A 19,059-nucleotide genomic window follows, 5' to 3' on the forward strand; every position below is an offset into this window, starting at 1 on the left:
CAGCGCAATTCCCAATTTCTTCAATCCTGTCATTTTCCACTCCTCCCAGAGAAAAAGGCTGTCCTCACAGCCTGTAGGCTTGCTTGGCAAGCCGATAGGCGAGGTCACCAGCGACCTCGTCTGCGTCTGCCCGGTCCAGCCGCCCATCGGCGACCAGCGTGGCGAGATAGGAACAATCCACGCGGCGCGACACATCGTGGCGAGCGGGGATTGAGCAAAATGCGCGGGTGTCATCGTTGAACCCGACTGTATTGTAGAAGCCTGCCGTTTCCGTGGTCGCTTCCCGGTAGCGGCGCATGCCCTCGGTGCTATCGAAGAACCACCAGGCGGGGCCAAGCTTCAGCGCCGGATAGGCGCCGGCCAATGGCGCCAATTCGCGCGAATAGCTGGTCTCGTCGAGCGTGAAGACGATCACGGTCAGGTCCGGACGCATGCCGACGGCGTCGAGCAGCGGCTTTAACGCATGCACGTAGTCGGTCCGCGTGGGTATATCAAAGCCCTTGTCGCGGCCATGGCGGGCGAAGACTTCGGCGGAATGGTTGCGGAACGAGCCCGGATGGATCTGCAGGACCAGACCATCCTCTAGGCTCATCTTCGCCATTTCGGTGAGCATCTGGCCGCGGAAGGCATCGGCTTCGTCTGCTGAGCAGTTGCCGGCAAGCGCTTTTTCAAAGAGGGCCGCCGCGTCCCGATCCGACAGGTTTTCCGTGCGCGCCGTTGCATGGCCGTGGTCAGAGCTGGTCGCACCATGGGATTTGAAGAAGCTGCGACGCTTGCGATGGGCTTCGAGATAGCCCGACCATGTGGTGGCGTCGGTGCCGGCAAGCTCGCCCAGGCGCTCGACATTTTCGGCAAAACCTTCGAATTCCGGATCAACCACCGCATCCGGGCGATAAGCCGTGACAACCTTTCCCTTCCAGCCGGATTGCTGGATCATCTTGTGCCAACGCAGATCATCCAGCGCGCTTTCGGTTGTGGAGATTGCCTCGATGTTGAAGCGCTCGAAAAGCGCGCGCGGTCTAAATTCCGGTTTCTGCAGGCAGTCGGCAATGTGGTCGTAATGATGATCCGCATTCTTGGCCGAAAGCGGATCGGTGAGGCCGAACAGCTTTTCGAACGAATGATCGATCCAGAGCCGGCTGGGTGTGCCACGGAACAAAAAATAGTTTTCGGCGAACAGACGCCAGATCTTGCGTCCGTCTGTTTCAATCGGACCGTCGTCAATGCGCGGAACGCCCAGATCTGCCAGGTCGATACCCTGGGAGCAGAGCATGCGGAAGACGTAGTGATCCGGTGTGACGAACAACTGGGCCGGATCGGGAAAAGCTTCGTTCTCTGCAAACCAGCGCGGATCGGTATGTCCGTGAGGGCTGATGATCGGGAGATCTTTCACACGCTCATAGAGTTCACGCGCAATGCCACGAGCCTGCGATTCAATCGGGAATAACCGATTTTCGTCCAGCATTCTCATGGCCTCCCCGCCAGGCACGCTTTATGGTGCCGAAAGATTGTAATTGGTCTACTGGTCATCTAATATGTTAGTATGCAGGATGAGTCAACGGAGGCGTTATGGGTGAAGAAATGCAGCTGCGCGTTGTGGATTTCGCGCGGGCGCCGTCCGTTACAGATCAGGTTTTTGACCAGCTTTATCATCAGGTGGTGGAGCTTGTTCTGCCTCCCGGCACAAAGTTGTCGGAGGTGGAGGTGGCCAAACAGATGGGCGTTTCACGACAGCCTGTCCGCGATTCCTTCTATCGTCTATCGCAGCTCGGCTTTCTGTTGATCCGGCCACAGCGCGCCACCGTCGTCACGCATATCTCCGAGGAAGACGTGATGCAGGCGCGTTTCATCCGCACGGCGCTTGAAATGGAAACGGTGCGGGCTGCATCCGGTCGGCTGACATCCGCCGAGATGGATGAGCTCGACGACCTGATTCGTCAGCAGCAAAGCGCCATTGACGATGGCAACCGAGTTTTGTTTCACAGCCTCGATGACGATTTTCACAAGCGCATCTGCGATATGTCCGGCAACCATTTTGCCTGGGCGCTCATCCGCGACAGCAAGGCGCATATGGACCGTGTCCGCTATCTCAGCCTGTCATTCGGTGCCCAAAGCGCTCTTGACGATCACGTCAGGATCATGGAGGCGTTACGGAACCAAAACGGCGATGTCGCGGCTGCCACCATGCGCGAACATCTCTACAGGATTCAGACCATTATCGGACGCATTCGCGAAAGCCACCCGTCCTATTTTTCAGAAGGTGAAAAGTCATTTCCATGAGTAAGCGTATTGTGTCGATCGGCGAATGCATGGTCGAGTTGGCGTTGCGCGCGGATGGCGCCTATGACCGGAACTTCGCTGGCGACAGTTTTAACAGTGCCTGGTATCTCCGTCATATTCTCCCAGAGGCCGATAAGGTCGACTATTTTACAGCGGTTGGTGAGGACACTGTCTCCTCCCAGATGCTCAGCTTCATGGAAACCTCGGGTGTTGGCACAGGCTATATTCGCCGCGTCTCCTCGCGCACCGTCGGCCTTTACATGATCGAGCTTGCCAATGGCGAGCGCAGCTTTTCCTATTGGCGCGACAGTTCGGCTGCAAAGCTTCTGGCCGAGGACAGGGCCGCTCTCGAAGCCGCCGTGGCTGGTCGCGATCTGGTGATTTTTTCAGGGATCACGCTTGCGATCCTTTCACCGGAACATCGCAATGTGCTGCTCGACGTTTTGGCCGGCGCGCGCGCGAACGGAACCGTTATCGCCTTCGACCCGAATATGCGCCTTCGCCTCTGGGCGACCAAGCGGGACATGACCGATGCGGTGACACACGCATCCAAAGTGGCCGATATCGTGCTGCCGTCCTTCGATGAAGAGCAGGCGGGTTTTGGCGATCTGACCGTGACGGATACGCTTCGTCGCTATCGCGAAAATGGCGCGGGCACCGTGATCGTCAAGAATGGCGGCGGGTTGCTGGTCGCTGAAGACGCAATAGAAGGTCTTGTCGAGTTTCAGCCCGTTGCTGCGTCGCAAGTGGTCGATACCACAGCTGCGGGCGACAGTTTCAATGCCGGTTTCCTGGCAGCAAGGCTGAGTGGAGCGACGCTTTTGACTGCGCTTGAGCAGGGGGCTGCCCTTGCCGGGAAGGTCATCCAGCAACGTGGGGCGCTCGTCGATATCGGTCAGTAAAACCGGACGGTTCAGTTGGTCGGCGCGTCGGTTAGGTGCTTGAAATAGGCCTGGGTGGCCATGATCAGCGCTTCCAGGCTTTCATTGGCCACGTCTTCATCGTGAAGGGCAAACGTCTGCAGGATCAGTCCATCGATACCGATCAGGATGAAACGGGCAAGCGCCTTTGCAATCTTCTCGTGCTGTGCTTTCGGTAGCATCTTGTCGTCCAGAACAAGACGACTGTAGAAGTCGATATAGGCGCCATATTGCCGCTCGGCCAGCCATCCCGATCCGCGGGTTCTAAGCGCGTAGAGTGTCAACTCTATCTGGGCGATCTGCCGATCGCGGGTGCGGCCTATATAATACCAGATCAACCTGTAAAGCGACGCGATGCGCTCGTTGGGGTCCGCGCTGAGAGGTTCGGTCTCGTAGCTGTTTGTCATGTCAGCAATCATGTCTTCCAGCACCGCCAGGAGAATGGCTTCCTTGCTGTCGAAATAGTAGTGCAAGGTGGCGAGGCGCACATCGGCACTGGCCGCGATCTTGCGCGTCGTCAGCGCTTCGATGCCATCGTCTTCCAGAGCCTCGCGTGCGCCAAGAATAATGCGGGCGCGTGTTTCAGCGCCCTTTTTCGTGTTTCCGACTGCCGGAGCTGTCGTTGGCGCGCGTGTCGATGTTGCCTCTTCACTCATTCGTATCAGCTTGCTTTGTAGGTGATGCGACCATCGCATATGGTCATCACGGGTGTCATATCTGCAACCCCGTTGGGGGCGGCGGCCTCGATATCCCCTGAAAGAACGACGACATCGGCGAGATAGCCCGGTTTCAATTTTCCTTTGGTATGTTCCATAAATTCTACCCAGGCACCTTCAGCTGTATAGGCATAAAGCGCTTCTTCCAGCGTCATGCGCTGATCGGTCAGGCCTTCCTTCCATGGCTTGCGGGTAAGGGCATCCTGCATGCATTCAAAGGGGTTGACCGGCGAGACCGGCCAGTCGGAGGCAAAGACCATGCGAGCGCCGGCATCTTTCAATGTGCGCCAGGCATAGGCATATTCCCAGCGATCCTCGCCAATCCGTTCCGTTGTCGGTTCCGGCGGGAAGCAGGAGCCGCCGGGATAATGAACCGGCTGCACGGAGGCAACGACGCCCATCTGCTGGAATCGACTGATGTCAGCGGGATGGATCAGCTCGATATGCTCCACGCGGTGGCGGCTGTCCCGTGAGCCGTTTGCCTTGATGGCTGCCTCATAACCGTCGAGGGTCTGGCGCACCGCCGCACTGCCGATCGCGTGAACGGCAATCTGCAGGCCAAGTGCATCGGCCCTGGTGGCAATGGCATTGAAGGCTTCCGGTGTAAACAGCGGTTCATAGCAATAGTCGGGGCGGTCGCCATAACCGTCGAGCATGTAGGCGGTCTGGCTGTCGAGAACACCGTCCATGAACACCTTGACGAAGTCGCCGCGAACCATGTCGGACGCATAGGTCTTTTTCCACTCGGCAGCTTCGTCGAGCTTTTCCAGATCCATGAAGTTCTTCATATGGAACGGGATGCGGATCCGCACCGGCAATTCGCCCGCCTGTTCAAGATCATGCATGATCTTCAACTGGTGGTGATTACCATCGAAATTCTGGATTGAGGTAATGCCTTCTGACGCGCAATATTCGAGGCCGCGCTTCAGGATGGCGCGATCGAGCGCATATTGTTCTGGTGTCAGATTTTCCGGATCCATGCCCGTCAGCATGCCCAGTTCCTCGCGGCCGCCCGTCGATGCAAGCGCTGCCACAGGACCGAAGGCGTTGCCCTCGCGCAACTCGCCATTGGCCAGACCGTCTTCGCCCATGACGATTTCATTGCCGACACCAACATCGCGTCCGCCCAGAATGCCGGCTGCCTTCAATGCTGCGGTATTGGCCCAGGCGGTATGGTGATCGGGTGCGAACATCATGAAAGGGCGGTCGGCCAAGATGGCATCGAGATGGTGGCGGGTGACCTTTTCCTGTCCGCCCAAAAGTGTGTAGTCGGCGGAAAAACCGACGAGAAGCGGTTCGTCAGGATTTGCCTTGGCATAATCCTGGATCGCTGACTTCAATTGGTCGAAGCCATGCACGTGGTGCAGGTTGAGCTGTGTGAGCGACACTGCGCCTGGAAAAATGTGCATATGGGCTTCGTTGATGCCGGGCAGAACGGTTGCGCCTCCTGTATCGATGATCTGGGTGGTATCAGACGATAGAGCCTTGATCTCGTCATTGCTGCCGACGGCGAGGATCTTGTTGCCTGCAAGGGCAATAGCGTCCGCCTTTGGCTGGTCTTCGTCCATGGTGAGGACCTTGGCGTTGACGATGATGATGTCTGCGTGTTGTGCCATGTGCATGTTCCCGTAAAATGCCGGCTGTCAGATTGTGGCGTTGCTGACCGCCCGGAAGAAGGCGAAATTGTCTTGTTTGAGTTCGTCGTCGAGCGGATTTGGCTGCGATGACAGTTTCACGATGACTGTCTGCGCGGACGGATCGACATAGAGCCATTGGCCATGAATGCCGATGGCACAAAAAGCGCCGTCCGCTTCGCCTGACTGATACCATTGGCTTCGATAGCGCCCGTTCGGCAGGAAAGTCGGCTTTGCCTGCCGCCAGGCCTCCGCGTCTCCCGCCTTGCGCATGTCGAGGATCCATTCAGCGGGTATGACCTGTTGGCCTGTGATAGCTGAGACGCCATCATCCAGAAGCAATTGCCCGACCCGGGCTAGATCGCGTGCGGTGACGCAGACGCCGCCAGCCGCTCTGGCCGTTCCAGCACCGTCGACGCTGATGAAGGCATGATTGCGCGCGCCGAGCGGTTTCCAAAGGAGTTCGGAAAAGAGATCTGCATAGCGTTTGCCGGATGCCTGCTCGATCAGGAGACCGAGCAGATCGGAATTGGGGGATGCATAGAAGAAGCGACCGCCATGGGGGCGATCGGCTTTCTTCATGTTCATTAGAAATTCCTGCAACGTTTCCGTTGCCAGACCTGTTTCAGCGGGGTTCCACAAAGTAGAGCGGCGATAACGGGCAAAGGCGCCGGTCTTGTCCAGATAGGCTTCCTCGAAATCGAGGCTCACGCGCATGTCCAGAACATCACGCACACTGCAATCGGCATAGGCTGAGTTTTTTGCCTCAGGCAGATAATCGGCGACGGGGCAGGCGGGGTCTACGACACCTTGAGCCTCCAATATTCCGCAAAGAATGGCCGTCAGCGATTTGGAAATTGAAAAGACGATGTGCTTCTCATTGACGCCGGCATGCGGCGCATAGTGTTCGGCGACGATCCGCCCGGATTTTATCAAGACGAAGGCATCGGTATGGGCATAATCGAGAAAGGCGCGCGGCGTTGCTGCTTCGGCAAGACCGGTTTGGAGTGGTTCATCCAGAAAGGGTGAGGACGCGAGCTCTGTTTCCCCCAGTTCCTGCATGCAGGAAATTGCGGATGTCGGGACCATCTCGCGAAAGTTCTGAAAAGACCATTGGCTGAAAGGATGGCTGCGCCAATTGGAGATGTTCACATCCCCCCTCTCAAAGCCGAAGCGTGTTTTGAAATCTGTCATGATGGCCGCGCAAATATGCTGCGGGAGGGCGTAGATGCCCTCCCGCTCGCTGTTTGTGGAATGGTCGGGGCCGATTACTTCTGCAGTTCGGTCCAGATCTTTGTGTAGAGTTCCTGAACCTGAGGTTCGCAGCTCGTGAGAAACTCGCCAGCGTCCTTGTATTCGTCGGGAACATTCAATTCGGGTGCATCGCGCATTTCTGCCGGCATGAATTCTGCGGAGCCCTTGATGCCGTTCGAATATTTCGCGAAGTCCGAAATAAGCGCCGCGTTTTCCGGTGCCATGATGAAATTCATGAACAGCTTGGCATTTTCAACGTTCTTGGCGTCCTTGAGGATGGCAACGCTATCCATGAAATATGGGAAGCCTTCCTTGGGGTAGCCGAACTTGATGTCCGGGTTCTTCTCGCGCGAGCGCATGATCGCGCCGTTCCAATAGTAGACGGCGTCATATTCACCGGTTGGCAGTTTCTCGGTGACGCTGTAGTCCATGGCGAGCCACTTTGTCTTCGCTTCGACCAGCTTGTCGCGAACCTTGCGCAGCAGGTCCTTGTCCACCGTGCACCAGTCGCCGCCGAGATATTTGATCGTGGCGAAGAGAACGTCGTTCATCTCGGGCGCTACGTTGATCTTGCCCACGAGTTCTTCAGGTGGGTCGAGGAAGATTGCCGACGTGTTGATGTCACCCTTGTAGACGGATGTGTTGACGCCGATACCGGTGAGACCCCACTGCCAGGGAACCGTGTAGTGACGACCTGGATCCCAGGCGACGTCGACCCAGCGCTCGTCAACGTTTTTGAAGTTTTCCATCTGGTCAGGGCGGGCTTCAAGCAGCAGGCCTTCTTTCACCCAGATCGGAACGTAGTTGGCAGAAGGCACGACGATGTCGAAGCCGCTGCCGCCGGCACGAACCTTGGACAGTGCCGTGTCGTTCGAGTCGTAGTCCGTGACGGTGACCTTGACGTCGAATTCCTTCTCGAACTTCTTGATCAACTCGGGATTGGTATAGTCACCCCAGTTGAAGATGTTCAGGTCGCCGGCTGCGAAGGCATTTCCTGCAAATCCCATGGCGATGATCGCCGCGGTTGCCGTTGTTGTCATCCATTTCATTGTCATTCTCCGTTCCCTCTGTTGTTCAGATTTGGATCTCGTTATTGCTTTCGCCTATTGATGAAAAACAGCAGCACCACGAGCAAGACCGAGAGCGCCAGGAAGACTGTGGCTATGGCGTTGATCTCCGGAGTTGTCTCGCGTCTCAGCTGTCCCAGCATATAGGTCGGCAATGTGTCTTGACCGCCTGATTTGACGAATTCCGTAATGACCACGTCGTCCAGTGAGGTGACGAAGGCCAGCATGAAACCCGCAATCATGGCCGGACGCAGCAAAGGCAGTGTAACGCGTCTGAAAGCTGCCCAAGGCGTTGCGTAAAGGTCTGCGGCGGCGCGCTCCAGCGTCAGGTCCATGCTTTCCAGTCGCGCCCGGATGGGCAGATAGGCAAATGGAATACAGAATGCTGTATGCGCAAGGACCAGGTAGCCAAGACCGGAATAGCCCGTCCAGACCTTGATGCGTGAAAAGACGATCAGGAGGGCCACGGCTGTGACGATTTCCGGCACCATCAGCGGCTGGTTGATGATCGCATATTTGAATGTGAGGCCGCGATAGGGCCCGGTGCGGGTGGTCGCCAAGGCTGCCATGGTCGCGGCCGCAGTGGCCAGAGCAGCAGCCCAGACCGCGACGATCAGCGAGCGAATTGCTGCATCCTGTACAGCGCTGTTGTTCCAGGCGGAAACGAACCAGCGCATTGAAAAGCCATTCCATTCCGACAGCGATTCCGCTCCATTGAACGAGTACACCACCAGGGCGATAATCGGCAGATAGAGCGCAAAGAAGGTGAAAATCGCGATGAAAGCAAAGCCCGGCTGGGTGCGGATGTCGAAGTTTTTCCTACGCATGACCTGCTCCCGAGCGCGAGGCATTTCGCACATAGAACAGCAGTGCAATCGTGACGAGAACCATCAGCGTGATTGAAATGGCAGCGCCCAGCGGCCAGTTGCGACCGGCACCGAACTGAAGCTCGATCAAGTTGCCCAGCATCATGTTCTTGCCGCCGCCCAGGACGCGCGGAATGACATAAGCGCCGAGCGAGGGAATGAACACCAGGATTGAGCCTGCGATCAGGCCCGGTTTGACCAATGGGATTGTGATCCGGCGCAAAACCTGAAGCCGGTTGGCATAGAGGTCATAGCCGGCCTCGATCAGTCGGAAATCAAGCTTCTCGATGGATGCATAAAGCGGGAGGACCATCAGGGGCAGATAGACATAGGTCATGCCGAGCAGATTGGCTGTGTCGGTGTACATGATCTGGAGCGGGCTATCGATCACCCCGAGCCACATCAGCGCATTGTTCAACAGGCCGCCATTGCGGATGATCTGCTGCATTGCGAAGGTGCGGATCAGAAGATTGGTCCAGAACGGGATCGTGACCAGGAAGACCCAGACCTCGCGGTTGCTTGGCGGACGTGTCGCGATGAAATAGGCCGTCGGAAAGCCAAGGATCAGTGTCAGGATGGTGGTGAGTAGTGACAGTTTGATCGAGCGCCAGATGATCGAAAGGTGGGCGTCAGCCAAGCCTAGAGTGTCGTCGAAGATGTCGCGCTGGAACAGAACCGATGTCCAGCCATCGAGCGAGAAATGCCCAAACTGCACTTCGCCGTAGTCGCCTTTGAGCATGAACGAATAAAGCAGCATCACGAAGAGCGGACCGACAGCGGCAATCAGAATGATGACAAGCGCGGGCGCACTCAAAAACCAGCGGTTTCGAATTTCTCTTTTCTGGGCCGCTTCTGCGACTTCCTGGGCACCACTCATGATCAATCCTTCAAGATCTGGGCCGCATTCGGGCCGAGTATGATGGCGATCTTCGTGCCCGGCTTATGAAGCGCCGAACCGCTGCGCATATTCTGCTCGCGCACCACGAATTCAGTGCCGCTGTCGAGCCGGACGTGAAAATGGGTGTCTGTGCCGAAATAGATTGCCTGTTCCAGCACGCCATCGAAGCTGCCGCTGCCGGGTTCGCCAAGGCTTGCATGTTCCGGGCGGATGACGATGGTGACCTTACCTGATGCTTTGCCGCCTTGCGGAAGGCTCGCCTCGATCAAGGCACCATTTTCCAGCTTCACATGAGCGGTCACATCGTTTGAAGACTGGATCTGGCCCTCAATCAGATTGGATTCCCCGATGAAATCCGCGACAAAGCGATCCGACGGACGGTCGTAGATTTCGCGTGCGGTGCCGACCTGTCGCACTTCGCCATTGGACATGACCGCAATGCGGTCGGACATGGTCAGTGCTTCTTCCTGATCGTGGGTCACGAAGATGAAGGTGATGCCGGTTTCGGACTGAACGCGTTTCAGTTCGATCTGCATTTCCTTGCGCAGCTTGTAGTCGAGCGCCGAGAGCGGCTCGTCGAGCAGCAGTACCTTTGGCTTGGGTGCCAGTGCGCGAGCAAGTGCCACGCGTTGCTGTTGGCCGCCCGATAGCTGGTCGACCTTGCGGTCACGCATCGCGGTCATGTGGACGAGTTCCAGCATCTCTTCGACGCGGGCCTTGATCTCCGCTTTGGGTTTGCCGAGCATTTCCAGGCCGAAGCTGATATTTTGTGCAACTGTCATATGCGGGAAAAGTGCGTAGGACTGGAAGACCGTATTGACCGGACGCTTGAACGGCGGAAGCGTTGCGATGTCTTCGCCATGCAGGCGAATCTCTCCATCTGTCGGAAAATCGAAGCCCGCGATCAGTCGCAGCAATGTCGTCTTGCCGCAGCCGGAGGGGCCCAGCAGTGTGAAAAACTCATTCTCCGCGATATCCAGATCGACGCCGCCCAGAGCGGTGACCTTGAATTCTCCGGCTCCGTAAACGCGGCTTACGCCGCGAATTTCGATTGCCGTTTGTCCCTGATTTTCACCCAAGATTTTTCCCCGGTCTTTATTGTGTTCGGCCACTCAACTGGTCAGTCATTCACACTGCAATTGCTGTTGTCTCCATCAAAACGCAATTACCATGCCACGCACGCATATGACTTTTCGTCTCCGCTGTCATTTTATGCAATTTCAGTAAAAGGAGAATAATTTCTGTACCTTATTCTATGTCGCGTGCACTTGGGTTGTCGTGTTCAAATGTCTCTTTGAACCCATGTTGCCTCATAATTGGTCGTTTGACCATTTTTTATTTTCGCTCTCGGCAAATTAGCGCATCATCAGCCAAGCATGCAGGTTCAGCGGCGTTATGCGCTTGACGAAAAGCGATGAGGATCTTCAACTTGTATCAGATTTTTCAGCACTTGCGAGCGACGCGGTCCGCGTTCATCCAATCGGGAATTGCAGCGTGACAGACCTGACAACACTTAATGCCGGACAGTTGTCCGCCGATATTCATGCGGGAAAGCTCTCCTGCACCACGGTCATGGAGGCTTATCTGGCGCGGATTGCCGCGATCAACCCTGGGATCAATGCCATTGTCAGCCTGCGCCGCGAAGCCGAGTTAATGGAGGAGGCGCGCGCCCGCGACGGGGAACTGGATGCTGGCAAGTCACGCGGCTGGATGCATGGCTTTCCGGTCGCGATCAAGGATCTGAGCGAGGCCAAAGGCATCCGCTGCACCTATGGATCGCCGCTGTTTAAGGATTATGTGCCGGATTTCGATGATATCCACGTCGAGCGCATCAAGGCGGCCGGGGCAATCGTGATCGGCAAGACCAACACACCGGAATGGGGTTTCGGCTCGCATTCCTACAATCCGATCTTTGGTGTCACGCGCAACCCCTATGACGTCAGCAAGAGTGCTGGCGGATCGTCCGGCGGTGCCGGTGCAGCACTTGCAGCACGACTGGTTCCTGTGGCCGATGGCTCGGATATGATGGGGTCGCTTCGCAATCCTGCCGCCTTCAACAATGTCGTCGGCTTTCGCCCAAGTTTCGGGCGGGTTCCCTCGGGGCCAGGGGCTGAACTGTTTCTCGGTCAGTTGGCGACCGCTGGTCCCATGGGTCGCAGCGTGTCCGATGTTGCGCGGTTTTTGCAAACGCAGGCGGGCTATGATCGGCGCGATCCACTGTCGCTGCCGCTGGAAGCATTCGATCTCGATAAACCTCTGCGCAGAGGCGGACGCGTTGCCTGGCTCGGCGATTTCGGCGGCTATCTGCCGTTTGAGCCGGGCGTGCTCGATGTCTGCCGTTCGTCACTTCCGGTGTTCGAAAAGCTCGGCATGAATGTACAAGACGCGTTGCCGGACTTCTCCATGGATCGGCTTTGGTGGGCGTGGATCACGCTTAGAAGCTGGCTCACGGCTGGCAGTCTTCAGGCGCAATATGACAATCCGTCTGAACGTGCACAGATGAAGGCCGAGGTGCATTGGGAAATCAGGAACGGTCTCAAGGTCACAGCGTCCGAAGTTCAAGAGGCATCACGTATCCGCAGTGCGTGGTATGCTGCGCTTCTGTCGCTGTTCGACCGGTATGACGCACTGGTCCTTCCGTCCGCGCAGGTGTTTCCGTTCGATGCGGATATTCCCTGGCCTCGAGAGATCGATGGACGCCACATGGATACCTATCATCGCTGGATGGAGGTGGTGATAGGTCCGAGTATGGTTGGCCTGCCCGTTGCCGCAATGCCGGCTGGCTTTAATCCAGCTGGACTTCCGGCGGGGATCCAGATCATCGGGCCACCCCGAGCCGATGCCCAGGTTCTACGCCTGGCGCGTGCTTACGAAGCGGAAACGGATTGGTTGCAGCATACGCCGTTTTGAGTGTGTCACGACAAGATTGCGCGCTGCCATCGATTTGAGCAGTGCCTAAAATTGCGCTTGAAACCAAATCTCGTTTGGCTCTAGGCTGGCATCGTGTCTCCACCGGAGGAGACTTCTCACACGATCAGTGGTGCCGGCGTTCTCGATTATAAAGAACCAGGGTGCTGCTTCAGGAAATGCATATGGAATTGGTATTCGACGGCCACAATGATGTTCTTTTGCGGCTGTGGAGAGGGGAGCAGGGCGGGGGCGATGCCGTTCGCGAGTTCTCGCAAGGTGCCAATCACGGCCATATCGACAAGTTGCGTGCAGCGGAAGGTGGTCTGGCCGGCGGCCTATGTGCCATCTACATTCCTTCGATGAGCGACTTTGCGCTGACGGAGCCGGACGCGCAAGGCCACTATGTGACGCCGCTCGATGCGCCGCTTCATCGCGCGCAGTCTCTCGATATCGCGCTCGATATGGCCTCGATTGCCCTTCGTCTCGCCAGGGCCGGCGCTTGGCGGCTTTGCACGTCAACCGCCGATATCCGTGCCGCCATGGAGGACGGCGTGTTTGCAGCTGTCATGCACATGGAAGGCTGCGAGGCGCTGGACAAGGATTTGTCGACGCTCGACATTTTCTATGCCGCCGGCCTGCGCTCACTCGGACCTGTCTGGAGCCGCAATAACATTTTCGGCCATGGCGTGCCGTTTGCCTATCCCATGTCGCCGGATACCGGCCCGGGTCTGACGGAGGCCGGGTTCGAACTGGTCAAGGCCTGCAACCGTCTCGGTATTCTGGTCGATCTGGCACATATTACCGAAAAAGGCTTCTGGGACGTTGCCAAGACCAGCGACCAACCATTGATCGCCAGTCACTCCAACGCCCATGCGTTGACGCCGGTGGCACGCAACCTCACCGACAAGCAGCTTGATGCAATCCGTGAAAGCCGCGGCCTTGTCGGTCTCAACTATGCCGTCACGATGCTGCGCGCGGATGGTCTGGACAAGGCGCAGACGCCGATCTCCGACATGATCCGCCATATCGACTATCTGGTCGAGCATGTGGGAATCGATTGTGTGGCGCTTGGCTCCGATTTCGACGGAGCAACAATTCCCGAAGGAATTACAGATGCCAGCGGCAATCAGAATCTGGTTACCGCGCTGCAAGACGCTGGCTACCGTGACGACGACTTAAGGAAGATCTGCCGGGAAAACTGGCTCCGTGTCTTGAGTTCTGCCTGGCACGAATAGTGTGGGCGAACGTAAAGGTCTCAACCAATAAAAAAGGGGAACAAAGACCATGACTATGATGCTCAACAAACGCGTAAAGATGCTTGCAACCAGCGCGGCTCTGGCCGTACTGCTCGCGTCGGCTCCGGCCGCCTTTGCGGAAACACCACAAAATACGCTGGTGATCGCATGGGCCATCGACGACGTGATCACGCTCGATCCGGGCGAAGCCTTCGAGCTCACAACCGGAGAGATTACCGGCAACACCTATAATACGCTGATCAGCCTCAACACCGAGAACACATCCGAGGTTCTGCCGACGATTGCCGAAAGCTGGACGGTGTCGGATGACGGCAAGACCTTTACATTCAAGATCAAGCCCGACCTGAAATTTGCCTCGGGAAATCCGATCACGGCAGAGGATGTGGCTTGGTCTTTCGAGCGCGCCGTCAAGCTCAACAAGAACCCGGCCTTCATTCTGCAGCAGTTCGGCCTGACCGGTGACAATGTTACGGATATGGCCAAGGCCAGCGATCCGATGACCTTCTCTTTCACCACGGACAAGGCCTATGCGCCGAGCTTCGTCTTGAACTGCCTGACGGCTTCCGTTGCCTCCGTGGTGGACAAGACCCTTGTCATGGAACATGTGGAGTCGGTCACACCCAGCGACGAATATAAATTCGACAACGACTTCGGCAATAACTGGCTGAAGACCAATTATGCTGGGTCCGGGCCATTTGCGATCCGCGCATGGCGCGCCAATGAAGTGATCCTGCTGGACCGCAACGACAATTATTTCGGCGATGCGCCAGCTCTGGAGCATGTGATCTATCGCCATATGCCTGAGAGCTCGGGTGAGCGTCTTGCGCTCGAAGCCGGCGACATCGACGTTGCCCGCAAGCTGCAGCCGCAGGATATCGATGCCGTCTCCTCCAATGCCGATATCAAGACGGCATCGGCGGCCAAGGGGACGGTGTACTATTTCAGCCTCAACCAGAAGAACGAAATTCTGGCCAAGCCCGAAGTGCGCGAGGCCATGAAATATCTGGTCGACTACGATGCGCTCAGCACCACGCTGATCAAGTCGATCGGCACGATCCACCAGACTTTCCTGCCATCCGGCATGTTCGGTTCCCTTGACGAGAAACCCTACACATTCGATCCGGCCAAGGCGAAGGAACTGCTTGCCAAGGCAGGCTACCCCGATGGCTTTTCCATCACCATGGATGTGCGCAATACGCCACCGGTCAGCGTTGTCGGTGAGGCGCTTCAGCAGTCCTTCGCAGAAGGTGGCGTCAAGCTCGAGATTATTCCGGGCGACGGCAAGCAGACGCTGACCAAGTACCGTGCCCGCAACCACGACATCTATATCGGTCAGTGGGGCACAGACTACTGGGATCCGAATTCCAATGCCGATACCTTTGCCGCCAACCTCGACAACAGCGACGAGACGATGACAAAGACGCTGGCGTGGCGCAATGCGTGGGATATTCCGGAACTGACCACGAAGACGCAGGCAGCGCTTCTCGAAAAGGATACTGCCAAGCGCAAGGCCATGTATGAAGAGCTGCAGAAGACAGTTCTGGATACCGGCCCCTTCGTCATCATGTGGCAGGAAACGGAAGTCGCGGCCTACCGCGCCAAGGTTTCCGGCTACAAGCTCGGTCCGACATTCGATACCAACTTCCTTGCACCCGTCAGCAAGGAATAGTGGAATCGGAATAGTTCGTTGGCTTCCGTAGAACCCCAAATCGGAGCGCGGCGCATTAGTCGGCGCGCTTCGGCCTATGCCATGCCGGTGCTGGGATTCGTGGTCACGATCGTGACCACTTATCTCGGGCTACTGGCCGTGACCTTCTTTATCGGTCGCATCATTCCAATCGATCCGGTGCTCGCGATGCTTGGCGACCGAGCGCCGGCCTCTGCCTATGCGCGGGTGCGCGCCGAACTTGGCCTCGATCTGCCGCTCTATCAGCAGTTTTACATCTATGTGAGCAAGGCGCTGACAGGCGATTTTGGAACTTCTGTGCTCACCACTCATCCGGTGATGGAGGATATCCGGCGGGTCTTTCCAGCGACGATCGAGCTTGCCACGCTCGGCACGCTGATTGGCTCCTTCATCGGTGTTCCTCTGGGTGTGCTGGCTGCGGTCAAGCGTGGTAGCCTTGTCGACCAGATCGTCCGTATCATCGGGCTGATCGGCTATTCGGTGCCGATCTTCTGGCTTGGCCTGATCGCTCTGGTGCTGTTTTACGCCCGATTGCACTGGGTCGCCTATCCCGGACGTATCGATATCGTCTACGAATACACCTTCACGCCCAATTCCGGCTTCTACCTTTTCGATGCGCTCTGGCAGGGCGAGTGGGATGTGTTTCGCGATCTGATGCGCCACATCATTCTGCCGGCCGGATTGCTCGGCTATTTCTCGCTTGCCTATATCAGCCGTATGACCCGCAGTTTCATGCTCAACGAGTTGAGCCAGGAATATATCGTGGCAGCGCGCGCCAAGGGCCTGTCGGAAACCCGCATCATATGGTTCCACGCGCTCAGAAACGCGGCGGTGCCGCTGGTGACCGTGATTGCTCTGTCCTATGCCGGTCTACTGGAGGGATCGGTCCTGACCGAAACCATCTTCTCCTGGCCGGGGCTTGGGCTCTACATCACCAACTCGCTGCAGAATGCCGATATGAATGCGGTGCTCGGCGGCACGATCGTGGTGGGCTCTGTGTTCATCGCCATCAACATTTTCACTGACCTTATCTACCGCACACTTGACCCGAGGACGAAGAGCCGATGAGCCCAGTAGCTTCGATCGAAAAACAGGGCCTGCGTGACTGGTTGCTGTCCGACCGTCCGCAGTCGCGACGGCAGGCGAAGCTTGGACGTATCTATGTCATCTGGCGGCAGTTCTCTGCCAACAAGCTTGCCGTTGTCGGCCTTTTCATCCTGCTTGGGCTGATATTCATTGCGGCCTTTGCTGATTTTTTGTCGCCGTTTTCGCCGGTCACCGGTGATCTGAAAAACGCACGTCTGCTTGCGCCCAATGAAACCTATTGGCTTGGCACCGACGGGCAGGGCAGAGACATTCTCTCTCGCCTGATCCATGGGTCGCGACTGACATTGATGGTTGTGGCGCTGGTGGCGATCATTGCCGCGCCGATCGGCCTTCTGGTCGGTACGGTCTCGGGATATGCAGGCGGATGGCTAGATGCGGTGTTGATGCGCATCACCGATATCTTTCTTGCCTTCCCCAAGCTGGTTCTGGCGCTGGCATTGGTGGCAGCGCTTGGTCCCGGCATCGAGAATGCCATTTTGGCCATCGCCGTTACGTCCTGGCCGCCCTATGCCCGTATCGCCCGGGCCGAGACAATGACCTTTCGCAATTCGGACTATATTGCCGCCGTTCGGTTGATGGGGGCATCGCCGCTTCGGATCGTCGTGTCGCATATCATGCCGCTTTGCATCTCCTCGCTGATCGTGCGCGTCACGCTCGACATGGCGGGCATTATTCTGACAGCGGCAGGGCTCGGCTTTCTGGGGCTGGGCGCTCAACCGCCACTTCCCGAATGGGGTGCGATGATTGCCGATGGTCGTCGTTTTATTCTCGACCAGTGGTGGGTGGCTGCTGCTCCGGGCGTTGCCATCCTGATCGTCAGCCTCGGCTTCAACCTTCTGGGCGATGGCCTTCGCGATGCGCTCGATCCGAAGGAGGCCGGCCAATGACGCCGCTTCTGACCGTCGACAATCTGAAGGTCGCCTTTCCTACCCGGACAGGGGTCGTCGAGGCCGTGCGCGGCGTGAGTTTTACGCTTGGCAAGGAACGTTTAGGCATTGTTGGAGAAAGCGGCTCCGGCAAGTCGCAGACCGGGCGTGCGATCATGGGGCTTACGCCGGAACACGCGCGCATCTCCGCCGACAGGCTGCATCTGGGCACAACCGATCTTCTGGCCGCGTCGCCTGGGGAACGTCGTGCACTGCGCGGACGCCAGATTGCCATGATCCTTCAAGACCCGAAATATTCGCTCAATCCGGTGATGAGTATCGGTCGCCAGATCGTCGAGACCTTGAGGACGCATGAGAAGATCGGCAAGCGGCAAGCGCGTGAGCGTGCGCTTGCGATGCTTGAGGCCGTGCAGATCCGCGACCCCGAAAGGGTGTTTGATCTATACCCGCACGAGGTCTCCGGCGGCATGGGGCAGCGCGCCATGATCGCCATGATGCTGGTCTGCGGGCCGGAGCTTCTGATCGCCGACGAGCCGACATCGGCGCTCGACGTGACCGTGCAACTTGAAGTGCTGGATGTTCTCGACAAGCTGGTGTCCGAGCGGGGTATGGGTTTGATCTTCATCTCTCATGATCTGCGTCTTGTCTCCTCCTTCTGCGATCGGGTTCTGGTCATGTATGCCGGCCATGTGGTGGAGGAGTTGAAAGCCTCCGACTTGTCGCAAGCCAAGCATCCCTACACGCGCGGACTGTTGAACTGTCTGCCAAGTATCGGCGGCGATCGGCATCCGCTTCCGGTGCTGGAACGTCAGGCGGAGTGGGCCGAATGACCAAAGCCCTTTCTATCCGTGACATGGTTGTGACCTTCGATGAATACCGGGCGCTCGACGAGGTGAGCTTCGATATTGCCACCGGCGAATCCTTCGGTATCGTCGGCGAATCCGGATCGGGCAAATCGACGCTGCTGCGTGCCGTGACCGGGCTCAATTCTTTCGACAGCGGAACGCTTGAAGTTGACGGTCGTCGTTTCTCGGGGCATCGGCGCGACAAGGAGTTTTTCCGGACCGTACAGATGGTGTTTCAGGATCCTTACGGGTCCTTGCATCCGCGTCAGACGGTCGACCGGTTATTGCTGGAGCCTTTGAAGATCCACGGTTTTGCGGACAGCGAGGCGCGCATTGCACGGGCGCTGGACGAGGTGGGACTGGGCTCCGGTTTCCGCTTTCGTTATTCGCACCAGCTATCCGGCGGCCAACGCCAGCGCATTGCCGTTGCGCGCGCGCTGATCGTCGAGCCGAAGATCCTGTTGCTGGACGAGCCGACATCGGCGCTCGATGCCTCGATCCAGGCAGAGATCCTCAACCTGCTTGAGCAGGCGCGCAAGGATCGGGGGCTGACCTTCGTCATGGTCAGCCACGATCTGGCGGTGATCAGCCATATGTGCGAGCGGCTGGCGGTCATGCAGCATGGCAAGGTGGTGGAGACGCTGAGTGCCGATGCTCTGCCGCGCCGCGAATTTGCAACCGATTATACGCGGGAATTGATGATCGCCAGCGAGGGCTTCAAACGGGTCTGAG

Annotated in this window: 17 protein-coding genes; 9 read left to right on the plus strand and 8 right to left on the minus strand. The window is 57.5% G+C overall.

Going from position 1 to position 19,059, the window contains the following annotated elements:
- Positions 1 to 64: 64 nt before the first annotated feature.
- A complete protein-coding gene (uxaC, locus tag ACWPM9_RS04330; RefSeq protein WP_484756878.1) occupies positions 65 to 1,471 on the minus strand; it encodes a glucuronate isomerase in 1,407 nt (468 codons plus the stop codon).
- Positions 1,472 to 1,569: 98 nt separating this feature from the next.
- Between uxaC and ACWPM9_RS04335 the strand changes: the two genes are divergently transcribed.
- Entirely contained in the window at positions 1,570 to 2,280 is a 711-nt protein-coding gene (locus ACWPM9_RS04335) for a GntR family transcriptional regulator (protein ID WP_484756879.1), read from the plus strand.
- Entirely contained in the window at positions 2,277 to 3,182 is a 906-nt protein-coding gene (locus ACWPM9_RS04340; RefSeq protein ID WP_484756880.1) for a sugar kinase, read from the plus strand. Before ACWPM9_RS04335 ends, ACWPM9_RS04340 begins: the two co-directional genes overlap by 4 nt.
- Positions 3,183 to 3,193: 11 nt before the next feature.
- Here the strand turns inward: ACWPM9_RS04340 and ACWPM9_RS04345 are convergent, their stop codons facing one another.
- The 7 genes from ACWPM9_RS04345 to ACWPM9_RS04375 form a co-directional block, all read right to left on the minus strand.
- Entirely contained in the window at positions 3,194 to 3,856 is a 663-nt protein-coding gene (locus tag ACWPM9_RS04345; RefSeq protein WP_484756881.1) for a TetR/AcrR family transcriptional regulator, read from the minus strand.
- A 5-nt stretch (positions 3,857 to 3,861) separates the two neighbouring features.
- Positions 3,862 to 5,532, minus strand: coding sequence for an amidohydrolase (locus tag ACWPM9_RS04350; RefSeq protein ID WP_484756882.1), 1,671 nt, complete (start codon positions 5,530 to 5,532; stop codon positions 3,862 to 3,864).
- 27 nt (positions 5,533 to 5,559) lie between these two features.
- Positions 5,560 to 6,744, minus strand: a complete 1,185-nt coding sequence (locus ACWPM9_RS04355) for a serine hydrolase domain-containing protein (protein ID WP_484756883.1) — start codon at positions 6,742 to 6,744, stop codon at positions 5,560 to 5,562.
- A 74-nt stretch (positions 6,745 to 6,818) separates the two neighbouring features.
- A complete protein-coding gene (locus ACWPM9_RS04360) occupies positions 6,819 to 7,853 on the minus strand; it encodes an ABC transporter substrate-binding protein (RefSeq protein ID WP_484756884.1) in 1,035 nt (344 codons plus the stop codon).
- 41 nt (positions 7,854 to 7,894) lie between these two features.
- The gene (locus tag ACWPM9_RS04365; RefSeq protein WP_428187723.1) at positions 7,895 to 8,698 is read right to left on the minus strand and encodes an ABC transporter permease; all 804 of its coding nucleotides are present in this window, start codon (positions 8,696 to 8,698) and stop codon (positions 7,895 to 7,897) included.
- Positions 8,691 to 9,614 carry an ABC transporter permease gene (locus ACWPM9_RS04370; RefSeq protein ID WP_428187724.1) on the minus strand — a complete coding sequence of 308 codons (924 nt, stop codon included), beginning with the start codon at positions 9,612 to 9,614 and terminating at the stop codon, positions 8,691 to 8,693. The genes ACWPM9_RS04365 and ACWPM9_RS04370 overlap by 8 nt, the downstream gene beginning before the upstream one ends.
- Positions 9,615 to 9,616: 2 nt before the next feature.
- Positions 9,617 to 10,714, minus strand: a complete 1,098-nt coding sequence (locus tag ACWPM9_RS04375; RefSeq protein WP_484756885.1) for an ABC transporter ATP-binding protein — start codon at positions 10,712 to 10,714, stop codon at positions 9,617 to 9,619.
- 415 nt (positions 10,715 to 11,129) lie between these two features.
- On the opposite strand from ACWPM9_RS04375, the gene ACWPM9_RS04380 reads away from it, so the two are divergent.
- The 7 genes from ACWPM9_RS04380 to ACWPM9_RS04410 all read left to right on the plus strand — a co-directional run bounded on the left by ACWPM9_RS04380 (position 11,130) and on the right by ACWPM9_RS04410 (position 19,058).
- Positions 11,130 to 12,545 (plus strand): amidase, encoded by a 1,416-nt coding sequence (locus ACWPM9_RS04380; protein ID WP_484756886.1) that lies wholly within the window; start codon positions 11,130 to 11,132, stop codon positions 12,543 to 12,545.
- Positions 12,546 to 12,727: 182 nt separating this feature from the next.
- Complete coding sequence (locus ACWPM9_RS04385; protein WP_484756887.1) at positions 12,728 to 13,780, plus strand: dipeptidase; 1,053 nt, start codon at positions 12,728 to 12,730, stop codon at positions 13,778 to 13,780.
- Between the two features lie 49 nt (positions 13,781 to 13,829).
- Positions 13,830 to 15,470, plus strand: coding sequence for an ABC transporter substrate-binding protein (locus ACWPM9_RS04390; protein WP_484756888.1), 1,641 nt, complete (start codon positions 13,830 to 13,832; stop codon positions 15,468 to 15,470).
- A gap of 81 nt (positions 15,471 to 15,551) precedes the next feature.
- On the plus strand, positions 15,552 to 16,556 hold the full coding sequence (locus tag ACWPM9_RS04395; protein ID WP_428187986.1) for an ABC transporter permease: 1,005 nt from the start codon (positions 15,552 to 15,554) through the stop codon (positions 16,554 to 16,556).
- Entirely contained in the window at positions 16,553 to 17,482 is a 930-nt protein-coding gene (locus ACWPM9_RS04400; protein WP_428187729.1) for an ABC transporter permease, read from the plus strand. Before ACWPM9_RS04395 ends, ACWPM9_RS04400 begins: the two co-directional genes overlap by 4 nt.
- The gene (locus ACWPM9_RS04405; RefSeq protein ID WP_484756889.1) at positions 17,479 to 18,312 is read left to right on the plus strand and encodes an ABC transporter ATP-binding protein; all 834 of its coding nucleotides are present in this window, start codon (positions 17,479 to 17,481) and stop codon (positions 18,310 to 18,312) included. Before ACWPM9_RS04400 ends, ACWPM9_RS04405 begins: the two co-directional genes overlap by 4 nt.
- Entirely contained in the window at positions 18,309 to 19,058 is a 750-nt protein-coding gene (locus ACWPM9_RS04410; RefSeq protein ID WP_484756890.1) for an ABC transporter ATP-binding protein, read from the plus strand. The genes ACWPM9_RS04405 and ACWPM9_RS04410 overlap by 4 nt, the downstream gene beginning before the upstream one ends.
- Position 19,059: the final 1 nt, after the last annotated feature.

It is taken from the genome of Agrobacterium sp. H141 (assembly GCF_057158725.1).

Bases quoted from the DNA above. Each gene is read 5' to 3' on its own strand.
- uxaC (WP_484756878.1), bottom strand. From the start codon at position 1,471: ATGAGAATGCTGGACGAAAATCGGTTATTCCCGATTGAATCGCAGGCT.
- ACWPM9_RS04335 (WP_484756879.1), top strand. From the start codon at position 1,570: ATGGGTGAAGAAATGCAGCTGCGCGTTGTGGATTTCGCGCGGGCGCCG.
- ACWPM9_RS04340 (WP_484756880.1), top strand. From the start codon at position 2,277: ATGAGTAAGCGTATTGTGTCGATCGGCGAATGCATGGTCGAGTTGGCG.
- ACWPM9_RS04345 (WP_484756881.1), bottom strand. From the start codon at position 3,856: ATGAGTGAAGAGGCAACATCGACACGCGCGCCAACGACAGCTCCGGCA.
- ACWPM9_RS04350 (WP_484756882.1), bottom strand. From the start codon at position 5,532: ATGGCACAACACGCAGACATCATCATCGTCAACGCCAAGGTCCTCACC.
- ACWPM9_RS04355 (WP_484756883.1), bottom strand. From the start codon at position 6,744: ATGACAGATTTCAAAACACGCTTCGGCTTTGAGAGGGGGGATGTGAAC.
- ACWPM9_RS04360 (WP_484756884.1), bottom strand. From the start codon at position 7,853: ATGAAATGGATGACAACAACGGCAACCGCGGCGATCATCGCCATGGGA.
- ACWPM9_RS04365 (WP_428187723.1), bottom strand. From the start codon at position 8,698: ATGCGTAGGAAAAACTTCGACATCCGCACCCAGCCGGGCTTTGCTTTC.
- ACWPM9_RS04370 (WP_428187724.1), bottom strand. From the start codon at position 9,614: ATGAGTGGTGCCCAGGAAGTCGCAGAAGCGGCCCAGAAAAGAGAAATT.
- ACWPM9_RS04385 (WP_484756887.1), top strand. From the start codon at position 12,728: ATGGAATTGGTATTCGACGGCCACAATGATGTTCTTTTGCGGCTGTGG.
- ACWPM9_RS04390 (WP_484756888.1), top strand. From the start codon at position 13,830: ATGACTATGATGCTCAACAAACGCGTAAAGATGCTTGCAACCAGCGCG.
- ACWPM9_RS04395 (WP_428187986.1), top strand. From the start codon at position 15,552: ATGCCGGTGCTGGGATTCGTGGTCACGATCGTGACCACTTATCTCGGG.
- ACWPM9_RS04400 (WP_428187729.1), top strand. From the start codon at position 16,553: ATGAGCCCAGTAGCTTCGATCGAAAAACAGGGCCTGCGTGACTGGTTG.
- ACWPM9_RS04405 (WP_484756889.1), top strand. From the start codon at position 17,479: ATGACGCCGCTTCTGACCGTCGACAATCTGAAGGTCGCCTTTCCTACC.
- ACWPM9_RS04410 (WP_484756890.1), top strand. From the start codon at position 18,309: ATGACCAAAGCCCTTTCTATCCGTGACATGGTTGTGACCTTCGATGAA.